The organism is Nocardia sp. NBC_00403, from assembly GCF_036046055.1.
In the GTDB taxonomy this organism is placed as follows: domain Bacteria; phylum Actinomycetota; class Actinomycetes; order Mycobacteriales; family Mycobacteriaceae; genus Nocardia.
This window is the reverse complement of the sequence record NZ_CP107939.1, coordinates 2,721,885-2,735,706: the sequence shown is the minus strand read 5'-3', so window position 1 is coordinate 2,735,706 and position 13,822 is coordinate 2,721,885. Positions and strand designations below refer to the sequence as shown.

16 protein-coding genes and 1 pseudogene are annotated in these 13,822 nt (G+C 66.1%); 9 read left to right on the top strand and 8 right to left on the bottom strand.

What is annotated here, in order from left to right; translation table 11 throughout:
• Positions 1-44: 44 nt before the first annotated feature.
• Positions 45-749: a hypothetical protein gene (locus tag OHQ90_RS12055; RefSeq protein WP_328410066.1), complete on the bottom strand. Its 705-nt coding sequence runs from the start codon at positions 747-749 to the stop codon at positions 45-47.
• A 218-nt stretch (positions 750-967) separates the two neighbouring features.
• The gene (locus OHQ90_RS12050; RefSeq protein WP_328410064.1) at positions 968-1,441 is read right to left on the bottom strand and encodes a MarR family winged helix-turn-helix transcriptional regulator; all 474 of its coding nucleotides are present in this window, start codon (positions 1,439-1,441) and stop codon (positions 968-970) included.
• A gap of 82 nt (positions 1,442-1,523) precedes the next feature.
• On the opposite strand from OHQ90_RS12050, the gene OHQ90_RS12045 reads away from it, so the two are divergent.
• Positions 1,524-2,741: an FAD-dependent oxidoreductase gene (locus OHQ90_RS12045; protein ID WP_328410062.1), complete on the top strand. Its 1,218-nt coding sequence runs from the start codon at positions 1,524-1,526 to the stop codon at positions 2,739-2,741.
• A 17-nt stretch (positions 2,742-2,758) separates the two neighbouring features.
• Here OHQ90_RS12045 and OHQ90_RS12040 read toward each other — a convergent pair whose 3' ends face one another.
• Positions 2,759-4,270 carry a flavin-containing monooxygenase gene (locus OHQ90_RS12040; RefSeq protein WP_328410060.1) on the bottom strand — a complete coding sequence of 504 codons (1,512 nt, stop codon included), beginning with the start codon at positions 4,268-4,270 and terminating at the stop codon, positions 2,759-2,761.
• 69 nt (positions 4,271-4,339) lie between these two features.
• Here OHQ90_RS12040 and OHQ90_RS12035 point away from each other — a divergent pair, with 69 nt between their 5' ends.
• From OHQ90_RS12035 to OHQ90_RS12020, 4 genes are all read left to right on the top strand, one after another.
• Positions 4,340-5,356 carry an AraC family transcriptional regulator gene (locus OHQ90_RS12035; protein WP_328410058.1) on the top strand — a complete coding sequence of 339 codons (1,017 nt, stop codon included), beginning with the start codon at positions 4,340-4,342 and terminating at the stop codon, positions 5,354-5,356.
• Between the two features lie 173 nt (positions 5,357-5,529).
• The gene (locus OHQ90_RS12030) at positions 5,530-6,147 is read left to right on the top strand and encodes a YdcF family protein (RefSeq protein WP_442941456.1); all 618 of its coding nucleotides are present in this window, start codon (positions 5,530-5,532) and stop codon (positions 6,145-6,147) included.
• A gap of 96 nt (positions 6,148-6,243) precedes the next feature.
• Positions 6,244-7,836: a GMC family oxidoreductase gene (locus OHQ90_RS12025; protein ID WP_328410056.1), complete on the top strand. Its 1,593-nt coding sequence runs from the start codon at positions 6,244-6,246 to the stop codon at positions 7,834-7,836.
• Between the two features lie 10 nt (positions 7,837-7,846).
• Entirely contained in the window at positions 7,847-8,581 is a 735-nt protein-coding gene (locus OHQ90_RS12020; protein WP_328410054.1) for a VIT1/CCC1 transporter family protein, read from the top strand.
• A 19-nt stretch (positions 8,582-8,600) separates the two neighbouring features.
• Here the strand turns inward: OHQ90_RS12020 and OHQ90_RS12015 are convergent, their stop codons facing one another.
• Entirely contained in the window at positions 8,601-8,756 is a 156-nt protein-coding gene (locus OHQ90_RS12015) for a DUF6131 family protein (protein ID WP_328412783.1), read from the bottom strand.
• 2 nt (positions 8,757-8,758) lie between these two features.
• The gene (locus OHQ90_RS12010; RefSeq protein WP_328410052.1) at positions 8,759-9,202 is read right to left on the bottom strand and encodes a hypothetical protein; all 444 of its coding nucleotides are present in this window, start codon (positions 9,200-9,202) and stop codon (positions 8,759-8,761) included.
• 112 nt (positions 9,203-9,314) lie between these two features.
• Here OHQ90_RS12010 and OHQ90_RS12005 point away from each other — a divergent pair, with 112 nt between their 5' ends.
• A complete protein-coding gene (locus tag OHQ90_RS12005; RefSeq protein WP_328410050.1) occupies positions 9,315-9,506 on the top strand; it encodes a hypothetical protein in 192 nt (63 codons plus the stop codon).
• A 100-nt stretch (positions 9,507-9,606) separates the two neighbouring features.
• Entirely contained in the window at positions 9,607-10,779 is a 1,173-nt protein-coding gene (locus OHQ90_RS12000; RefSeq protein ID WP_328410049.1) for a cytochrome P450, read from the top strand.
• Between the two features lie 7 nt (positions 10,780-10,786).
• On the opposite strand, the gene OHQ90_RS11995 is transcribed toward OHQ90_RS12000, so the two are convergent.
• Positions 10,787-11,824, bottom strand: a complete 1,038-nt coding sequence (locus tag OHQ90_RS11995; protein ID WP_328410048.1) for a DUF418 domain-containing protein — start codon at positions 11,822-11,824, stop codon at positions 10,787-10,789.
• Between the two features lie 118 nt (positions 11,825-11,942).
• Between OHQ90_RS11995 and OHQ90_RS11990 the strand changes: the two genes are divergently transcribed.
• On the top strand, positions 11,943-12,437 hold the full coding sequence (locus tag OHQ90_RS11990) for a MarR family winged helix-turn-helix transcriptional regulator (protein ID WP_328410046.1): 495 nt from the start codon (positions 11,943-11,945) through the stop codon (positions 12,435-12,437).
• Complete coding sequence (locus OHQ90_RS11985; protein ID WP_328410044.1) at positions 12,434-12,808, top strand: DUF5313 family protein; 375 nt, start codon at positions 12,434-12,436, stop codon at positions 12,806-12,808. The genes OHQ90_RS11990 and OHQ90_RS11985 overlap by 4 nt, the downstream gene beginning before the upstream one ends.
• A gap of 63 nt (positions 12,809-12,871) precedes the next feature.
• Here OHQ90_RS11985 and OHQ90_RS11980 read toward each other — a convergent pair.
• Together OHQ90_RS11980 and OHQ90_RS11975 are read right to left on the bottom strand one after the other, a co-directional pair.
• Positions 12,872-13,008 (bottom strand): annotated as a pseudogene (locus OHQ90_RS11980) (acyltransferase); the annotation flags it as partial.
• A 37-nt stretch (positions 13,009-13,045) separates the two neighbouring features.
• Complete coding sequence (locus tag OHQ90_RS11975; RefSeq protein WP_328410042.1) at positions 13,046-13,714, bottom strand: response regulator transcription factor; 669 nt, start codon at positions 13,712-13,714, stop codon at positions 13,046-13,048.
• Positions 13,715-13,822 lie beyond the last annotated feature (108 nt).

The following is a 13,822-nucleotide window of genomic DNA, read 5'->3' as shown; positions in this document are numbered from 1 at the left end:
CACTGGGTGATCCGCTACCCGCCACGAGTGCCGCGACGACCTGATCATCGACTGAAGGGAGCGCCGTCACCTACGATGTATTTCGCCTCGATGGTGCCATCGGATGATTTGTCCCCCTGCACGATAACCATCGTGCCGACTTTTACGTCGGCCGCACGGACCGCGGCCAACATCAGGACCCGAGTGCGTGTGTCGATACGCACCACGGCCACGCTGCCCAGCACGCCTTCGACCGTGAGTGTCGATCCGTCGTTGGCAGCGACCCTGCCGACGGCAATACCGCGGACGAACTTGGCAGCGGATGCCGCCGGTCCGACCTTGACGCTCGTCGTCATAGCCTGCGACGCTTTGACATTCGATGAGCTGCTTGTCGAGGTCGAGTTGTCGTGCAGTATCATTGGCAGCAGGCCGATGATGATCAGCAGGACCACGCCGACCCCGATCAACAATCCAGTTCTGTTCGGCGGCTCGGGCTGCGAATGCTGCGGCGGCGGAGTCTCGCTGAGTTCGGTCGGCGGGCCGTACAGCTCTCGGCGGGCAGCCTCGTCGCCGGGCGAATACGGCACCGGCGGGCCGAATACCGCTGACGCTTCCGGCGCCTGACCGGGATCGCCGACCGGAGAACCGCCGCCCGGCGTTGGTCGTCCACCGCCGACACCGACCTGCGTCGGCCCCGAGATCGGGGCACGGCGCCGCTCGCTGGACCAAATCCTGGGCGGATCTGACCACGGAGTCTGCTGGGCGGCCATGAATCAGAGCGTAAGCGAACCCGCGGGGACGGGTGTCGCGAACGTCACGATGACCAGACTCCGCGATCGAGCAATACCCCTGTCACACTGGGCCTTTCGCGATACTGCCGAGCGCACGCTTCCCGAGGTTGGCAACAATGGATCGCCAACGATGCATCGCTGCCCGAGAGGATCAACAGTCGTTGCGGCCGCCCACTCATCTGAGTGCCGTTGCAGTATCAGGCCCGCTCGGAGAGAGCGGCGATGCGGATTCGGTGGCGCTCTTGGAGTTCACGGGAGCAGCGCAGGAAATCGATGACGGTGCGCAGTTCGGCCGTGGTGTAGCGGGCGATCTCCTCGGAGCCTTCCTGCACGATCGGGTCGTAGATCTGCATTATCCGAGCGAGTCCGATTTCGGTGATGCGGATGAGCACCTTGCGACGGTCGCCCGACCCGGGATGGCGCACGACGTAATCGAGTTTCGACAAACGATCGAGCATGGTGGTGACGCTGCCGCTGGTGAGGCCGAGCTCGGCGGCGAGTTCACCCGGAGTCGAGTCGCCGTGCCAGAGAACTTCCAAGCAGCGCAGATCGGTTCGGTTGATACCGAGCACCACCGCGACGGCTTGGTCGACAGAGTCGACGGCCGCTTGCAGGGCCTGCGACTCGCGCCCGACCTGTGCACGGAGCTCATCCAACTCTTCTCTTGACATTCAAACCTCTCGATGTTCAAACTATCTATGTCTTGATTATCAAGATACATCACGATCGAGAACGAGCTGGAGGAGACACACCATGAAGAAGGCACTGATCATCGGCGGCGGGATTGCCGGACCGGTGACCGCGATGGCTCTGCTGCGGGCGGGGCTGGAACCGATCGTCTGCGAGGCGTACAACGAGGCCGCCGCCGAGCAGATCGGCGCCTACCTGACCGTGGCGGTGAACGGGCTGTCGGCGCTGGCGCTGCTGGACGCCCACCACGTGGTGACCGAGATCGGATACCCGACCGGCACGCTGTCGTTTTCGACCAGCTCCGGCAAACACATCACCGACATGCCGATCGGCGGAACCCTTCCCGACGGCACCGTCACCCACAGCATCAAGCGACGCGACATGTACCGGGCGCTCAATGCCGAGGCAACCCGGCGGGGCGTGCGCTACGAGTACAACAAGCGGCTGGTGAGCGCGGTGTCGACCGGCCACGGCGTCAGCGCAACCTTCGCCGACGGGTCGACCCTCGAGGCGGACGTGCTGATCGGGGCCGACGGAATCCGTTCCCACACCAGGGAAATCATCGACCCGGCCGCACCGAAAGCACATTTTCTCGGGATCTACGGTCTTGGCGGATTCGTCACCGACCGAACGCTGCACGCCGAACTCGGGCTACGCCCCGGTATTTACAGCATGATTTTCGGCAAGAAGGCGTTCTTCGGCTACCTCGTCGCACCGGACGGCGAAATCTGGTGGTTCGCGAACATGCCTCGTTCGCAAGAACTCTCGCAATCCGCTGGCGAAAGCACCACCCAGGCACAGTGGCGGGATCAGCTCGTCGAATTGCTGTCTGCCGATCGCGGACCTGCCGCGCGCATAGTGGCGGCAACCCCGGATGACACCTTCGTGCCCGGCTTCAACCAATACGACCTGCCGACGGTCACGACGTGGCACAACGACAATATGGTCATCGTCGGAGATGCGGCGCATGCCGTGGCCTCCTCCTCCGGCCAGGGCGTGTCGATGGCGGTCGAGGATGCCGTCACGCTGGCGACGTGCCTGCGCGACATCCCCGACACCGCCGCGGCATTGGCCGCCTACGAGGACCGTCGCAGAGCGCGCGTCGAACGGGTGGTCGCCTACGGCGCGGAGACCAGCAGCGACAAGGCCTCGAGCGGGCTCGGGCGACTGCTGGTGCGACTGCTGACGCCGTACTTCTTGAAGAAGGCCGCGAAAGCCGGTGTCGCACCATTGAATTGGATCTTCGACTACCGGATCAGCTGGGAGCCCCAGCAGGTTTAACGCTGAGGCGCACCGGATCAGCCGGTGACCGACAAGTCGCGGTGGCGCACTGCGGACTTCGGGGTTGCCTCGAGGGTCTTGTGCAGGCTGGTGCGCATGGTGGTTGCGGAGTCGAGCAGGTAGTTCTGCCTGACCTTCCACGGGTGGCGGTCGCCTTGGCGGGGAAAGTCGCCGATCGAGCGTTGGACGTATCCGGAGGCGAGGTCGAGCAGGGGGCGTTCGTCGAGCTTTCCGTCGGGCTTGGGCACCACCGCGGCGTAGCTGTTCTTGTCCATGTGGTTGAGGACCCGGCAAACCAGCCGCGAGGTCAGGTCGGCGCGCAGGGTCCAGGAGGCGTTGGTGTAGCCGATGCAGACCGCGAAATTGGGGACGCCGGTGAGCATTGCGCCCTGCCAGACGAATTGATCCGACAGCGCAACCGACTCGCCATCGACCTGCGGGGCGATGCCGCCGAAGGCCAGTAGTCGCAGACCGGTCGCGGTGATGATGATGTCGGCCTCGAGAATTCGGCCGGACTTCAGCCGGATGCCTTCGGGAACAAAGGAATCGATGTGATCGGTGACGACTTCGGCCTTGCCTTTCTTCATCGCCTTGAAGAAGTCGGCGTTGGGCACTGCGCACAGGCGCTGATCCCACGGGTCGTAGGTCGGCGTGAAGTGTTCGGCAACAGCCTGTTCGTCCTTCAAGATGCGCGTGGTCAGACCGGTGAGCAGTTTGCGCGCGGCCTCCGGGCGGCGTCGGCAGTACTGATAGAAGCCGATGTTGAACAGGATGTTCTTGGTACGGATCAGGCGGTGCGCCAGATTGGGCGGCAGCGTCGCGCGGAGGCGGTCGGCCAGCTTGTCCCGGCCGGGGACGGCGCTGATCCAGGTCGGTGAGCGCTGCAGCATCGTCACCAGTTCGGCCTGGTCGGCCATCGACGGAACCAGGGTGACTGCGGTGGCGCCGCTGCCGATGACGACCACCCGCTTGCCCGCGTAGTCGAGATCTTCGGGCCAGAACTGCGGGTGCACGATCTGTCCGGCGAAGGTGTCGGCGCCGGGGAAGTCGGGGGCGTGACCGTGGTCGTAGTTGTAGTACCCGGCGCAGGCATAGAGAAAGCCGCAGGTCAGCGTGCGTCGCTCGGTGCCGCCCGAGGCGTCGCGAGATTCGAGGGTGAGCGTCCAGCGGGCCCTGTCCGTGGACCAGTCGGCCGCGACGACCTTGGTTCCGTAGCGGATATTCCGGTCGATGCCGAACTCGGTGGCCGTCTCCTGGACGTAGCGCAGGATCGACGGACCGTCGGCGATCGACTTGGCGTCGCGCCACGGCTTGAACGGATAGCCGAGGGTGAACATGTCGGAGTCCGAGCGAATACCCGGATAGCGGAACAGATCCCAGGTGCCGCCCAGTGCGTCGCGCGCCTCGAGGACCGCGTAGGTCTTGGTCGGGCATTCGGCCTGCAGCCGGTAGGCGGCGCCGATTCCGGACAACCCTGCGCCGACGATCACGACATCGAGGTGTTCCGGAGCTACGACAGTCTCGGTCATGACTCCAGTGTGGGAGGGTTCAGGGGCAGCTTCTTGACTTTGCACGACAAGTATTTGATTCTGAGCGACATGTCGGTGATTCGATCCGCGGGTCTACGCGGATTTCGCGCCACGGTGGCCGAGCTGGGCGGAAACGCCGAGGAGTTCGCCACCGCCTGCGGCCTGCCCATTGCCGCACTCGACGCCGACGACCTGCTGGTACCCGACCAGGCCGTCGCGGCGGTCCTGGAGCTGGCAGCGCATCGGCTCGACTGCCCCGACCTCGGCCTGCGCATCGCGCGCCGCCAGGATCTCGACATGCTGGGCCCGCTGGCACTGGCCATCCGCAATTCACCGACCCTGGCCGATGTCGTCGAATGCTCCTCGCGCTACCTGTTCCTGCACGCCCGCTCACTCAGCCTGATCCTCGAACCCGACCCCTACGGTGATCGCGGGGTGATTGCCCTGCGCTACGGCGTGCCGCCCGGCGATCCGACCCCCATTCAAGGCACCGACCTCGGCTTGGCATTCGTGCACCGCACGATTCAACGCCTGGTCGAGGATCGCTACGGCCTGCGCTCGGTCGAACTCCCCTACCGCCCGGAGGCGCCGCTGCATACCTACGAAGAACTCTTCGGAGCGCCGGTGCGCATCAACCGTCCCGCGGCGGTCCTGCGGGTGCCGAGCAGCCTCGCAACACGTCCGCTCAGCGGTGGCGACGAAAATCTGCACCGCCTGGCGATGGCTTTTCTTGCCGAGCAGTCCGGCGGCGCGAACGCATCCCTGGTCCCCAAGGTGCGCGCCGCCGTCCAGCAGCTACTCGGCACCACGCCCCCCGAAATCGGCGCCGTAGCTAGACTTTTGACCGCTCACCCCCGCACCCTCCAACGCCGCCTCGCCGCCGAGGGCACCTCGTTCGCCGCCATCCTCGACGACGTCCGCCGCGACGCCGCCCGCCGCTACCTCACCACCACCGACATGCCCATGAGCCAGGTCGCCTCCCTCATCGGCCTCTCCGAACAAGCCACCCTCACCCGCAGCTGTCGCCGCTGGTGGGCCACCACCCCCACAGCCATCCGCCGCGACGGCACCCCCGGCCGGCCCTAGCCCCACCGACCGGGAGCCGTTGTGGCAAAGCCGAAGCCTGCCTGCCAGCGCGAACGGCCCGCACTGTCGCACCCGATGGCACGCTGGTCGGTATGACCGCTGTCTCCGACGACGAGCTGAACCGCGACGCCCGGCCCGAGCCCTTACCACAACCGACGCCCGAAAAGCCGCGGATCAGGTCATACTCGTTCCGAGCCACGTATTTACAGCGCCGTCCACTGCCCGAGCTCGAGTATCGTCGACGCAGGCCCGGCCTTCGACGAGCTGGTTTGCGGTGGGGTGTGCTGCTCGCCCTGGTCGTCGTTCTCGGGCTGGCGGGCGTGCCGGTCTATATCCATCCGCAGACAGATCCGCTGCGGAAGGCGGATGCGATCGTGGTCCTCGGCGGGACAGCCTACGAACGCTTCGATATGGGTCTCGATCTCGCGCGGCGCGGATACGCCCCGCAGTTGCTGATCTCGCGATCGACCGGCATCAACGACCACGCGATGGACAAGTACTGCGCCGGCCGATTCGACTTCCAGGTCGACTGTTTCGTCCCGTATCCGTGGACGACCGACGGTGAGGCACGCGAAATCCGGCGCCGGGCACAGTTGTTCGGCTGGCGCCACATCATCGTGGTGACCTACACCCCGCATGTGTCGCGGGCCAGGTACATCGTGAGCAAGTGCTTCGGCGGCGAGTTGACCATGGTGGCGAGCCCGAGCGACTCCGGCGTGAAGTTCTGGACCTGGATGTATGTCCGACAGTCCGCGGGCTATATACGCGCGTTCTTCAGCGGGGGCTGCTGAAGCACCGGCAAAAGTCCGGCCCGGCTTTTACAGTGAACGGACGCGAGCCTGCCAGGGGGGTTCGTGGCCGGGGTGTTTTGCGGGAGAGGACCTCCGTTGCGTATCGATGATTTGCGATCGGTCGGGGACAACGAATTGTCCGCTGATATATGCATCGTCGGGTCCGGCCCGGCAGGGTTGACCCTCGCTGCCGAGCTGGCCGGCACACCGCGGCGAGTGCTGGTGGTGGAGAGCGGCGGCCTCGAATTGTCCGAGGAGGTGGACGCACTCGCCGATATCGATAATGTGGGTGCGCGCCGAGCCCAGTCGACGCGGGTCGCGGGCGATCGGATTCTGGGCGGCGCGTCGCACACCTGGAGCGGACGCTGCGGGCTACTCGACGAGCTCGATTTCAGCGACCGCCCCTGGGTTGCCAACTCGGGCTGGCCGATCGGCGCAGGTGAGCTCGAACCGTTCCTGGAGCGGGCCGCCGAGCACATCGGGATCGGCTATGGCAGCGGCTTCACCGATGACGCGTTCTGGCAGTTGGCCGGTCGCCCACAGCCGTCCGATGCACTGGATCCGACGCGCTTGCGCCCCTACTTCTGGCAGATCAGCCGGGATCCGGTGGACCCGTTCGACTGCAAGCGATTCGGCGCGCATGTGAAAGACCTTGTCGCGCCGAATGTCCGCGTACTCGTCAACGCCACTGTCACCCATATCGATACCGATCAGGATGGCGCTCGGGTGGATTCGTTGCAGGTCGCGGGCGCCGATCCGCGACCGCGAACGGTGCGGGCCGCGATGTTCGTGCTCGCCACCGGCGGCATCGGAAATCCACGCCTGTTGCTCGCCTCGCGGCGCGTCCGGCCGGAGGGCATCGGCAACCGGCACAACCTGGTCGGGCGCTATCTGATGGACCACCGCTGTGGCGCGGTCGGTGCGCTCGACCCGGCGGTCGCGGACAGTGCGCTGGAGCGTTTCGGCAAATACGTTGTCAAGACACCGCACGGCAAACACACCTTTCTGCACGGTATCGCGCTGTCACCCGAGGTCCAGGCGACCGAGGGCCTGCTCAATTGCGCGCTGTGGCTGCAAGAGGTCCCCGCCGAGGACGATCCATGGGATTCGGTGAAGCAATTACTGCGCGGCCGCGGCACCGCGCACGACGCGAAGGTGGCACTCGCCCATTCGGGTTTGCTGCTGTCCGGTGCGCGGCGCAGGCTCATCCAGCACACGGGGCTGCCACACAAACTCGACCGAATCGAGTTGCGCTGCATGGTCGAACAGGCACCCAACCCGGACAGCCGCGTCATGCTGACCGACCGCACCGATCGGCTCGGCATGCCGCTGGCTCGGATCGACTGGCGGGTCAACGCACAGGAGGACTCCACAGTTCGCCGCGCGGCCGCACTCGCGATCGACGAATTCACTCGTCTCGGTTTCCCGGCACCCGTGCTCTACGACTGGGCGCGCGAAGCCAGCGCGTTGCCGCCGCAGCTCACCGACTGGGCGCATCCGACCGGAACGACCAGGATGTCGGTGGACCCCCGCGACGGCGTCGTCGATGTCGAGTGCCGGGTGCACGGCGTGGACAACCTGTTCATTGCAGGCAGTTCGGTGTTCCCGACCACCGGGCACGCCAATCCGACCCTGACCATCGTGGCGCTGGCGGTTCGGCTGGCTGATACTTTGCGGACTTTGAACTAGTGTGCGGCTCATGGACGAGACGACCGGGCCGGGCAGAGGTGCGCCGCATCCGCACGAGCCGCACGCCGAGGGCCTGGCGTCGAGGCTGAACTGGCTGCGCGCGGGCGTGCTCGGCGCGAACGACGGTATCGTGTCGACCGCGGGTCTTGTCGTCGGCGTCGCCGCGGCGACGACAAGTCCGTCGGCCATCTTCACCGCGGGCATCGCCGGACTCAGCGCGGGCGCGATCTCCATGGCGGTTGGCGAGTACGTCTCGGTCAGCACCCAGCGCGACTCCGAGCGCGCGCTGTTGGCCAAAGAGCGCACGGAACTGCGGGATGAACCGGATTTCGAACTTGCCGAACTGGCCGACATCTATCAGGCCAAGGGTTTGTCGGCGGCCACCGCGCGTCAGGTCGCCGCGGAGCTGACCGCGCACGACGCGTTCACCGCGCACGCCGAGGCCGAGCTCGGGCTGAACCCACACGAGCTGACCAATCCGTGGCAGGCGGCCATCTCCTCGGCGATCTCGTTCATCCTCGGTGCGGTGTTGCCGCTGCTGGCAATCATGTTGCCGCCCACCACGGCTCGGATTCCGGTGACCTTCGGGTCGATGCTGGTGGCGTTGGCGATCACCGGTTCGGTCAGCGCCCGCCTCGGCGGCAGCCATCGCGGCCGGGCCGTTGTGCGTGTTGTCATCGGCGGCGCGCTGGCCATGGCAGTCACCTATGCCATTGGCCAGCTCGCCGGTGTGTCCGGGATCTGAATCGCCGCCGGTCGACGTTCTAGTAATAGTGACGCCGGCCGCCGACAGGGCGACCCACCGATCCGGCGATCCAGAGCACCGCTCCGATAATCAGCAGAATGATTCCCGCGGTGGTGAGCAATGGAATACCGAGCAGGTATCCGACGACAAGCAGAATAAGCCCTAAAACAATCATGGTCATTTCCTTACTGTTTCGACCGGGGCGTCCCCGGACGGTTGGCGCATGAACCGGTTCCAGCTCCAGGCCGGCTTACCGCTCGGCGGCGGGCTTGCCGGTCGCGAGGCAGGCGGTGCTGCGGGCGGCGGTGGGGTGGCGTCAGGTGGCGCGTTGCGGCGTACCGCAGCCACCTCCTTGCGGGTCTGCCTCAGCTCGCGTCGCGTCGCCATGCCACGGCGAGAACTGCGCCAGACACCGGCCAACAGCAGGCTCAGCCCGAGCATCCCGATGGCCCCGACGGCAGCTCCGTAGCCGAACAGCTGGCCTGCGTCGGCGGTGAAGTGATAGTCGAACATGGCGAAATCATTCGTGGACGTGCTTACTTCGCCCATATTGGCCGCGACCCCGGCAACGCCGATGATTACCGCGGCTATCAATACGACGAGTCCGATAAGTATGATCATGACAATCCCGATGCGCTGGTTGGTGTTACAACTCCGCTATTCCCGGTAATTCAGGAGTCAAACAACAGACGTCGAAATGTTTGAGCACTCGGGGTCGGGATAAGTCCGTCACATGACTTACACGTTCGATTTGCCCAACTACTCCGACCAAGACGCCAAGGTTGCCGAACAGGCACTGCTCGGCCTCGGCGGGGTGGATTCCGCCGACGTCGACCGGGTGGCGGAAACGATCACCGTGAACTCGACACTCAGCTACGGCGAAGTCCTGGACGCGATCCGCTCGGCCGGCGTGGCCGCCAGGTAACGACCAGCGTCGCCCGAGATCGAGGCGGCGCGTTCGCGTGTACTTTGGTCCGCGTCGGGCGCCGACGGGAAATGTTGGCGGACAACGGGGATGGTGACTGGTGCAAGAAGTTTTCGATGCCGAGTTCGCGGCGGACCCGTGGCCGGTGCTCGACCGGCTGCGGCGCGACGGCGGTGTGCACCGGGTGCGGACACCGGACGGTCCGCCCGCATGGCTGGTGACGCGATACGACGATGTGCGGGCCGGCCTGCTGGATGACCGGCTGACCAGCGACGTTCGCACCGCGGGCCGCACGGACTACCGGGGCTTCGCGGTCCCGCCACCACTGGACGCACTGCTCGTCACGGCACCCGGCGATCATGCGCGCCTGCGCAAGCTGGTGACCGGCGAACTCTCGCCGCGACGGCTGACCGAGTGGGACCGACTCGCCCCATTGCTGGTCGAATCGCTGCTGCGGAAAGTGGATTCCGATACGGAAGTCGATCTGGTCGAACGGCTTGCGGTGCCGCTGCCCGCCGCGGTGCTCGGCGAACTCCTCGGTCTCGGGTCCGACGAGCGGGAAGCGCTTGCGGCGTGGGCGAATTCGACATTGCTCGCCTCCGCCGCTCCCCCACGCGCCAGGGACACGCTTGCGACGATGCAGTCCATCATCACCGCGGCAACCGAGCAGGCGCGGGCGGAGCGGGCCGACACCCTGCTCGGCAGAGTGGTCGCCGCCCATGACGACACCGGGTCGCCGTCCACGGAAGAGCTTGCCGGACTGCTGTTCTACCTGTTGTTCGTCTGGTACGAGGTGCTCACCGATCTACTCGCCGGTTCGATCCTCGCGCTGCTGAACCACCCCGACCAGCTGCCCGCACTGCACTCCGCATCCAACAGGCAGCCCGCCGTCGAGGAGTTGCTGCGGTACCTGTCGCCGCAGGTGCTGGCGGGACCTCGCTTCGCGACCGCCGACATCGGGTTCGGCGACTACACGATTCGGTCCGGTCAGACGGTGCTGCTGTGCCTGGCCGCGGCCAACCACGATCCCCGCGTCTTCACGCGGCCGGGCGAATTGGATCTCGGCCGCAAGCGCAACCCACACCTCGGCCTCGGCTACGGCATCCATTCCTGTCTCGGCACCGCGTTGGTGCGCACCATCACCGGCGCCACCCTCGACGCGGTGTTCACCCGATGGCCCGGCACAACACTTACGGTGTCACCACGAGAAATAGTGTGGCGCTCCGGGTTCAGGCATCGCGGTCCGCTGACGCTGCCGGTGAAGCTCGGCTGACGGCACGTCACCACCGCTGCGGCACACCGGCCATGCCGGCGCGTTGCCGTCGTTCGTCGCGGGTGCACCGGTTGGGCACGAGCTGCCACCAGGTGAGGCAACGCCAGATCCATTCGATCGGGCCGTAACGGAACCAGCGCAGCCAGTAGTAGCTGAACAGCGCCTGCACCACGATGATCGCGGCCGCCGAACCGAGCAGCGATCCGTAGCGGGTGGAGCCGGACAGGCCGAGCCACGGGTCGGCGACCAGGATCAGCGCGGTGGCCGAAACATAGTTGGTCAGCGCCATCCGGCCCATCGGCTCCAGCACCTCGGAGCACAGTTCCCCGGTGTCGGTGCGCAAGAACAGCAGGAAGCCGGTCAAGTAGGCCAGCGCGCCGAGCAGCCCGGCGACCGGTGCCACGACGCTGGTCCACAGTTCCAGATATGGCGTGCGGAACTCCCACATCCCCGCGAACACGGCGGCAGGCGACGACACCGCAAAGGCAAGGGCGAGTAGCCGGCCTCGATCACGCAGCTGGTCGAGGATGCCGAAGCGGTCGGCGGCCAGGCCGAGCAAGAACAGTCCCGGCACCAGGCCGAGCCCGCCGCCGAGGGTGAGCGCGACACCGACGGTCCCCGCCGCTGCGGCAATCAGCAGGGTCCACCTCGGCAGCCCCGCGGCGGGCAGCAAGATCACCAACCCCGCCATCGCATATGGGAGCAGCGCCTCACCGGGCTGGAACACGTGATGGACCGCGCCGAGCACCCCGAGCGCCACCAGCCTGCGCGCCAACACCAGTCGCGGCCGATCGGTGCGCTGCGCCGCGCTGTCGAGCAACAGCGCGAAACTCAACCCGAACAGGAACGAGAAGATCGGAAAGAACCGTCCCTCGAACAGCACCGACAGCACATGCCGGGCCGGATCGATGACTCCCGGTGCGACGGTCGCCGACATATCGGTGATCTGCCAGATATCGACGACCAGAATCCCGCACAGCGCCAGCCCGCGCACGGCGTCGAGCTCATGGATCCGCGGACGCGGCGTGACAGCGTCGTCACTCATGCGCACACGCTATCGAAATCCGGCGTGTTGCCGGCGCTGCGGCGCTGAGGTGTCGCGCACATTTACTTCATGCGCTAACTATTAATGCGCTAACATGTCGGGGGAACCAGGAGGACCAATGGAGACCCAGATCGACGACCCACTGCAGTTGGATCGCCAAGTGTGTTTCGCGCTGGCCGTCGCCAACCGCGCAGTGCTCGGCGTTTACCGCCCGCTACTCGAACCGCTCGGGCTGACCCACCCGCAGTATCTGGTGATGCTTGCGCTGTGGGGCGAGGCGCCGATGCCGGTGAAGGCGATTGCCGAAGCGATCCAGCTGGATTCCCCGACACTGTCTCCGCTGCTCAAGCGACTGGAAGCGGCCGGCCTGATCACCAGGACCCGCGATCTGCGCGACGAGCGAAACCTGCTGGTCGACCTGACCCCAGCCGGTATCGCATTGCGCAAGCAGGCCGAGCAGATCCCGCCGGCCGTGGTGGCGCGCCTCGGCGTACCGATGTCGGATCTGGAAGAACTGCGCGACGTCCTCAACCGGGTCAACGAGGCCGCCCGGCGAGCTTTGCTTGGTGATGACGAAAAGCCTTCCGGCACAACGACAGGAGTCCGCCGATGAGCCAGGCACGCCCCAACCCGATCCAATGGATCGGCTACGCCTTCGGCCGCCGCCTCCCGGATTCCCTGCGCGGCTGGGTCCGCAACGACCTCACCGGAAAATACGCTGCCCCACGCCATCTCCTGCGCGGCATGGTCCCCTTCACCCCACTGTTCGCGGTGTTCCTGCTGTTTCCAGGCGAACTATGGCTCCGCGGCTCGATGGTCCTGCTCGCAATGCTGCTCGCGCTCTTCTACACCGCAGCCTTCATGCCGATGAACCGCGCCCACCGGCTCGCCGAGCATGGCCTGCCCGCCGATCTGGAAAACCCGGAACGCGCACGGCGGCGCGCCGTCGAACGCGCGAAATACGCTGCGCAGCACCCACACTGAGCGCTATCGGCAGCGCGCGGGACGAGCCGGCCCGATGAGGATCGAACGCCCTGCTGGTCACCGGTCCGAGACGAGCGTCAACTCACCGATCTCGTTGTCGAGGTCGGTGAGACGATGTTGCCCTTGTCAAAGGCCACCTTGTCGCCGATGCGCAGCGAATCCTCATGGCAGCGAATAGCATTGCCGTCGCCGATGTGCACCTAGCACACGTACCGAGCAAAATCGACACCGCTGGCGCTACTCCGGACCTGGCTGGTGGACCCGGGTGCCGAGCACGGCGAGTCGAACTCGATTGGTGGCGCCGGTTTTTGCCATGAGGTTGGCGATGTGGGTTTTGACCGTGGTGACACCCAGGTGCAGTCGGTCGGCGATCTCGGCGTTGGAGAGACCGGTGACGACAAGGGCGAGCACCTCGGCCTCGCGTGGGGTGAGCCCCTGAGGCGCGGTGGAATTCGCCCGGCTTTCCGCATTAGTCGCCACACGCGCCGCCACTGCAGAGCCGACCAATCTTTGCAATATGGCTTGGGTGAATGGAGATTCGCCGGCAGCCGCGCGATGGATGCCGTCGAGCAGGTCGGTCGGAGACGCATCCTTGACGAGGAATCCGCAGGCGCCCGCCGCAAGCGCCGGATAGAGGTGATCGTCGTCGTCGAAGGTGGTCAGCACGACGATCCGGATCGCGGGGCGAGTCGCGAGAATCCTTTCGGTGGCACGGATTCCATCCATGCCCGGCATCTGCAGATCCATCAGCACCACATCCGGCGCGAACTGCTCGGCCAGCCGAACCGCGTCCCCACCACCGGCTGCCTCCCCGACCACCTCGAGCTCACCATCGGTCTGGCACAGCATCCGCAACCCGGCCCGCACCAACTGCTGGTCGTCGACGATGAGCACCCGAATGGTCATGACCCGCACCCTGTCACAGCACGTCGCCCCGCGGCCGATGCCAAGCCATCACCTGCGCTGCGGCGAACACCCGAGCGGAAAACCAGCCACCACACCATCGCCCGATCG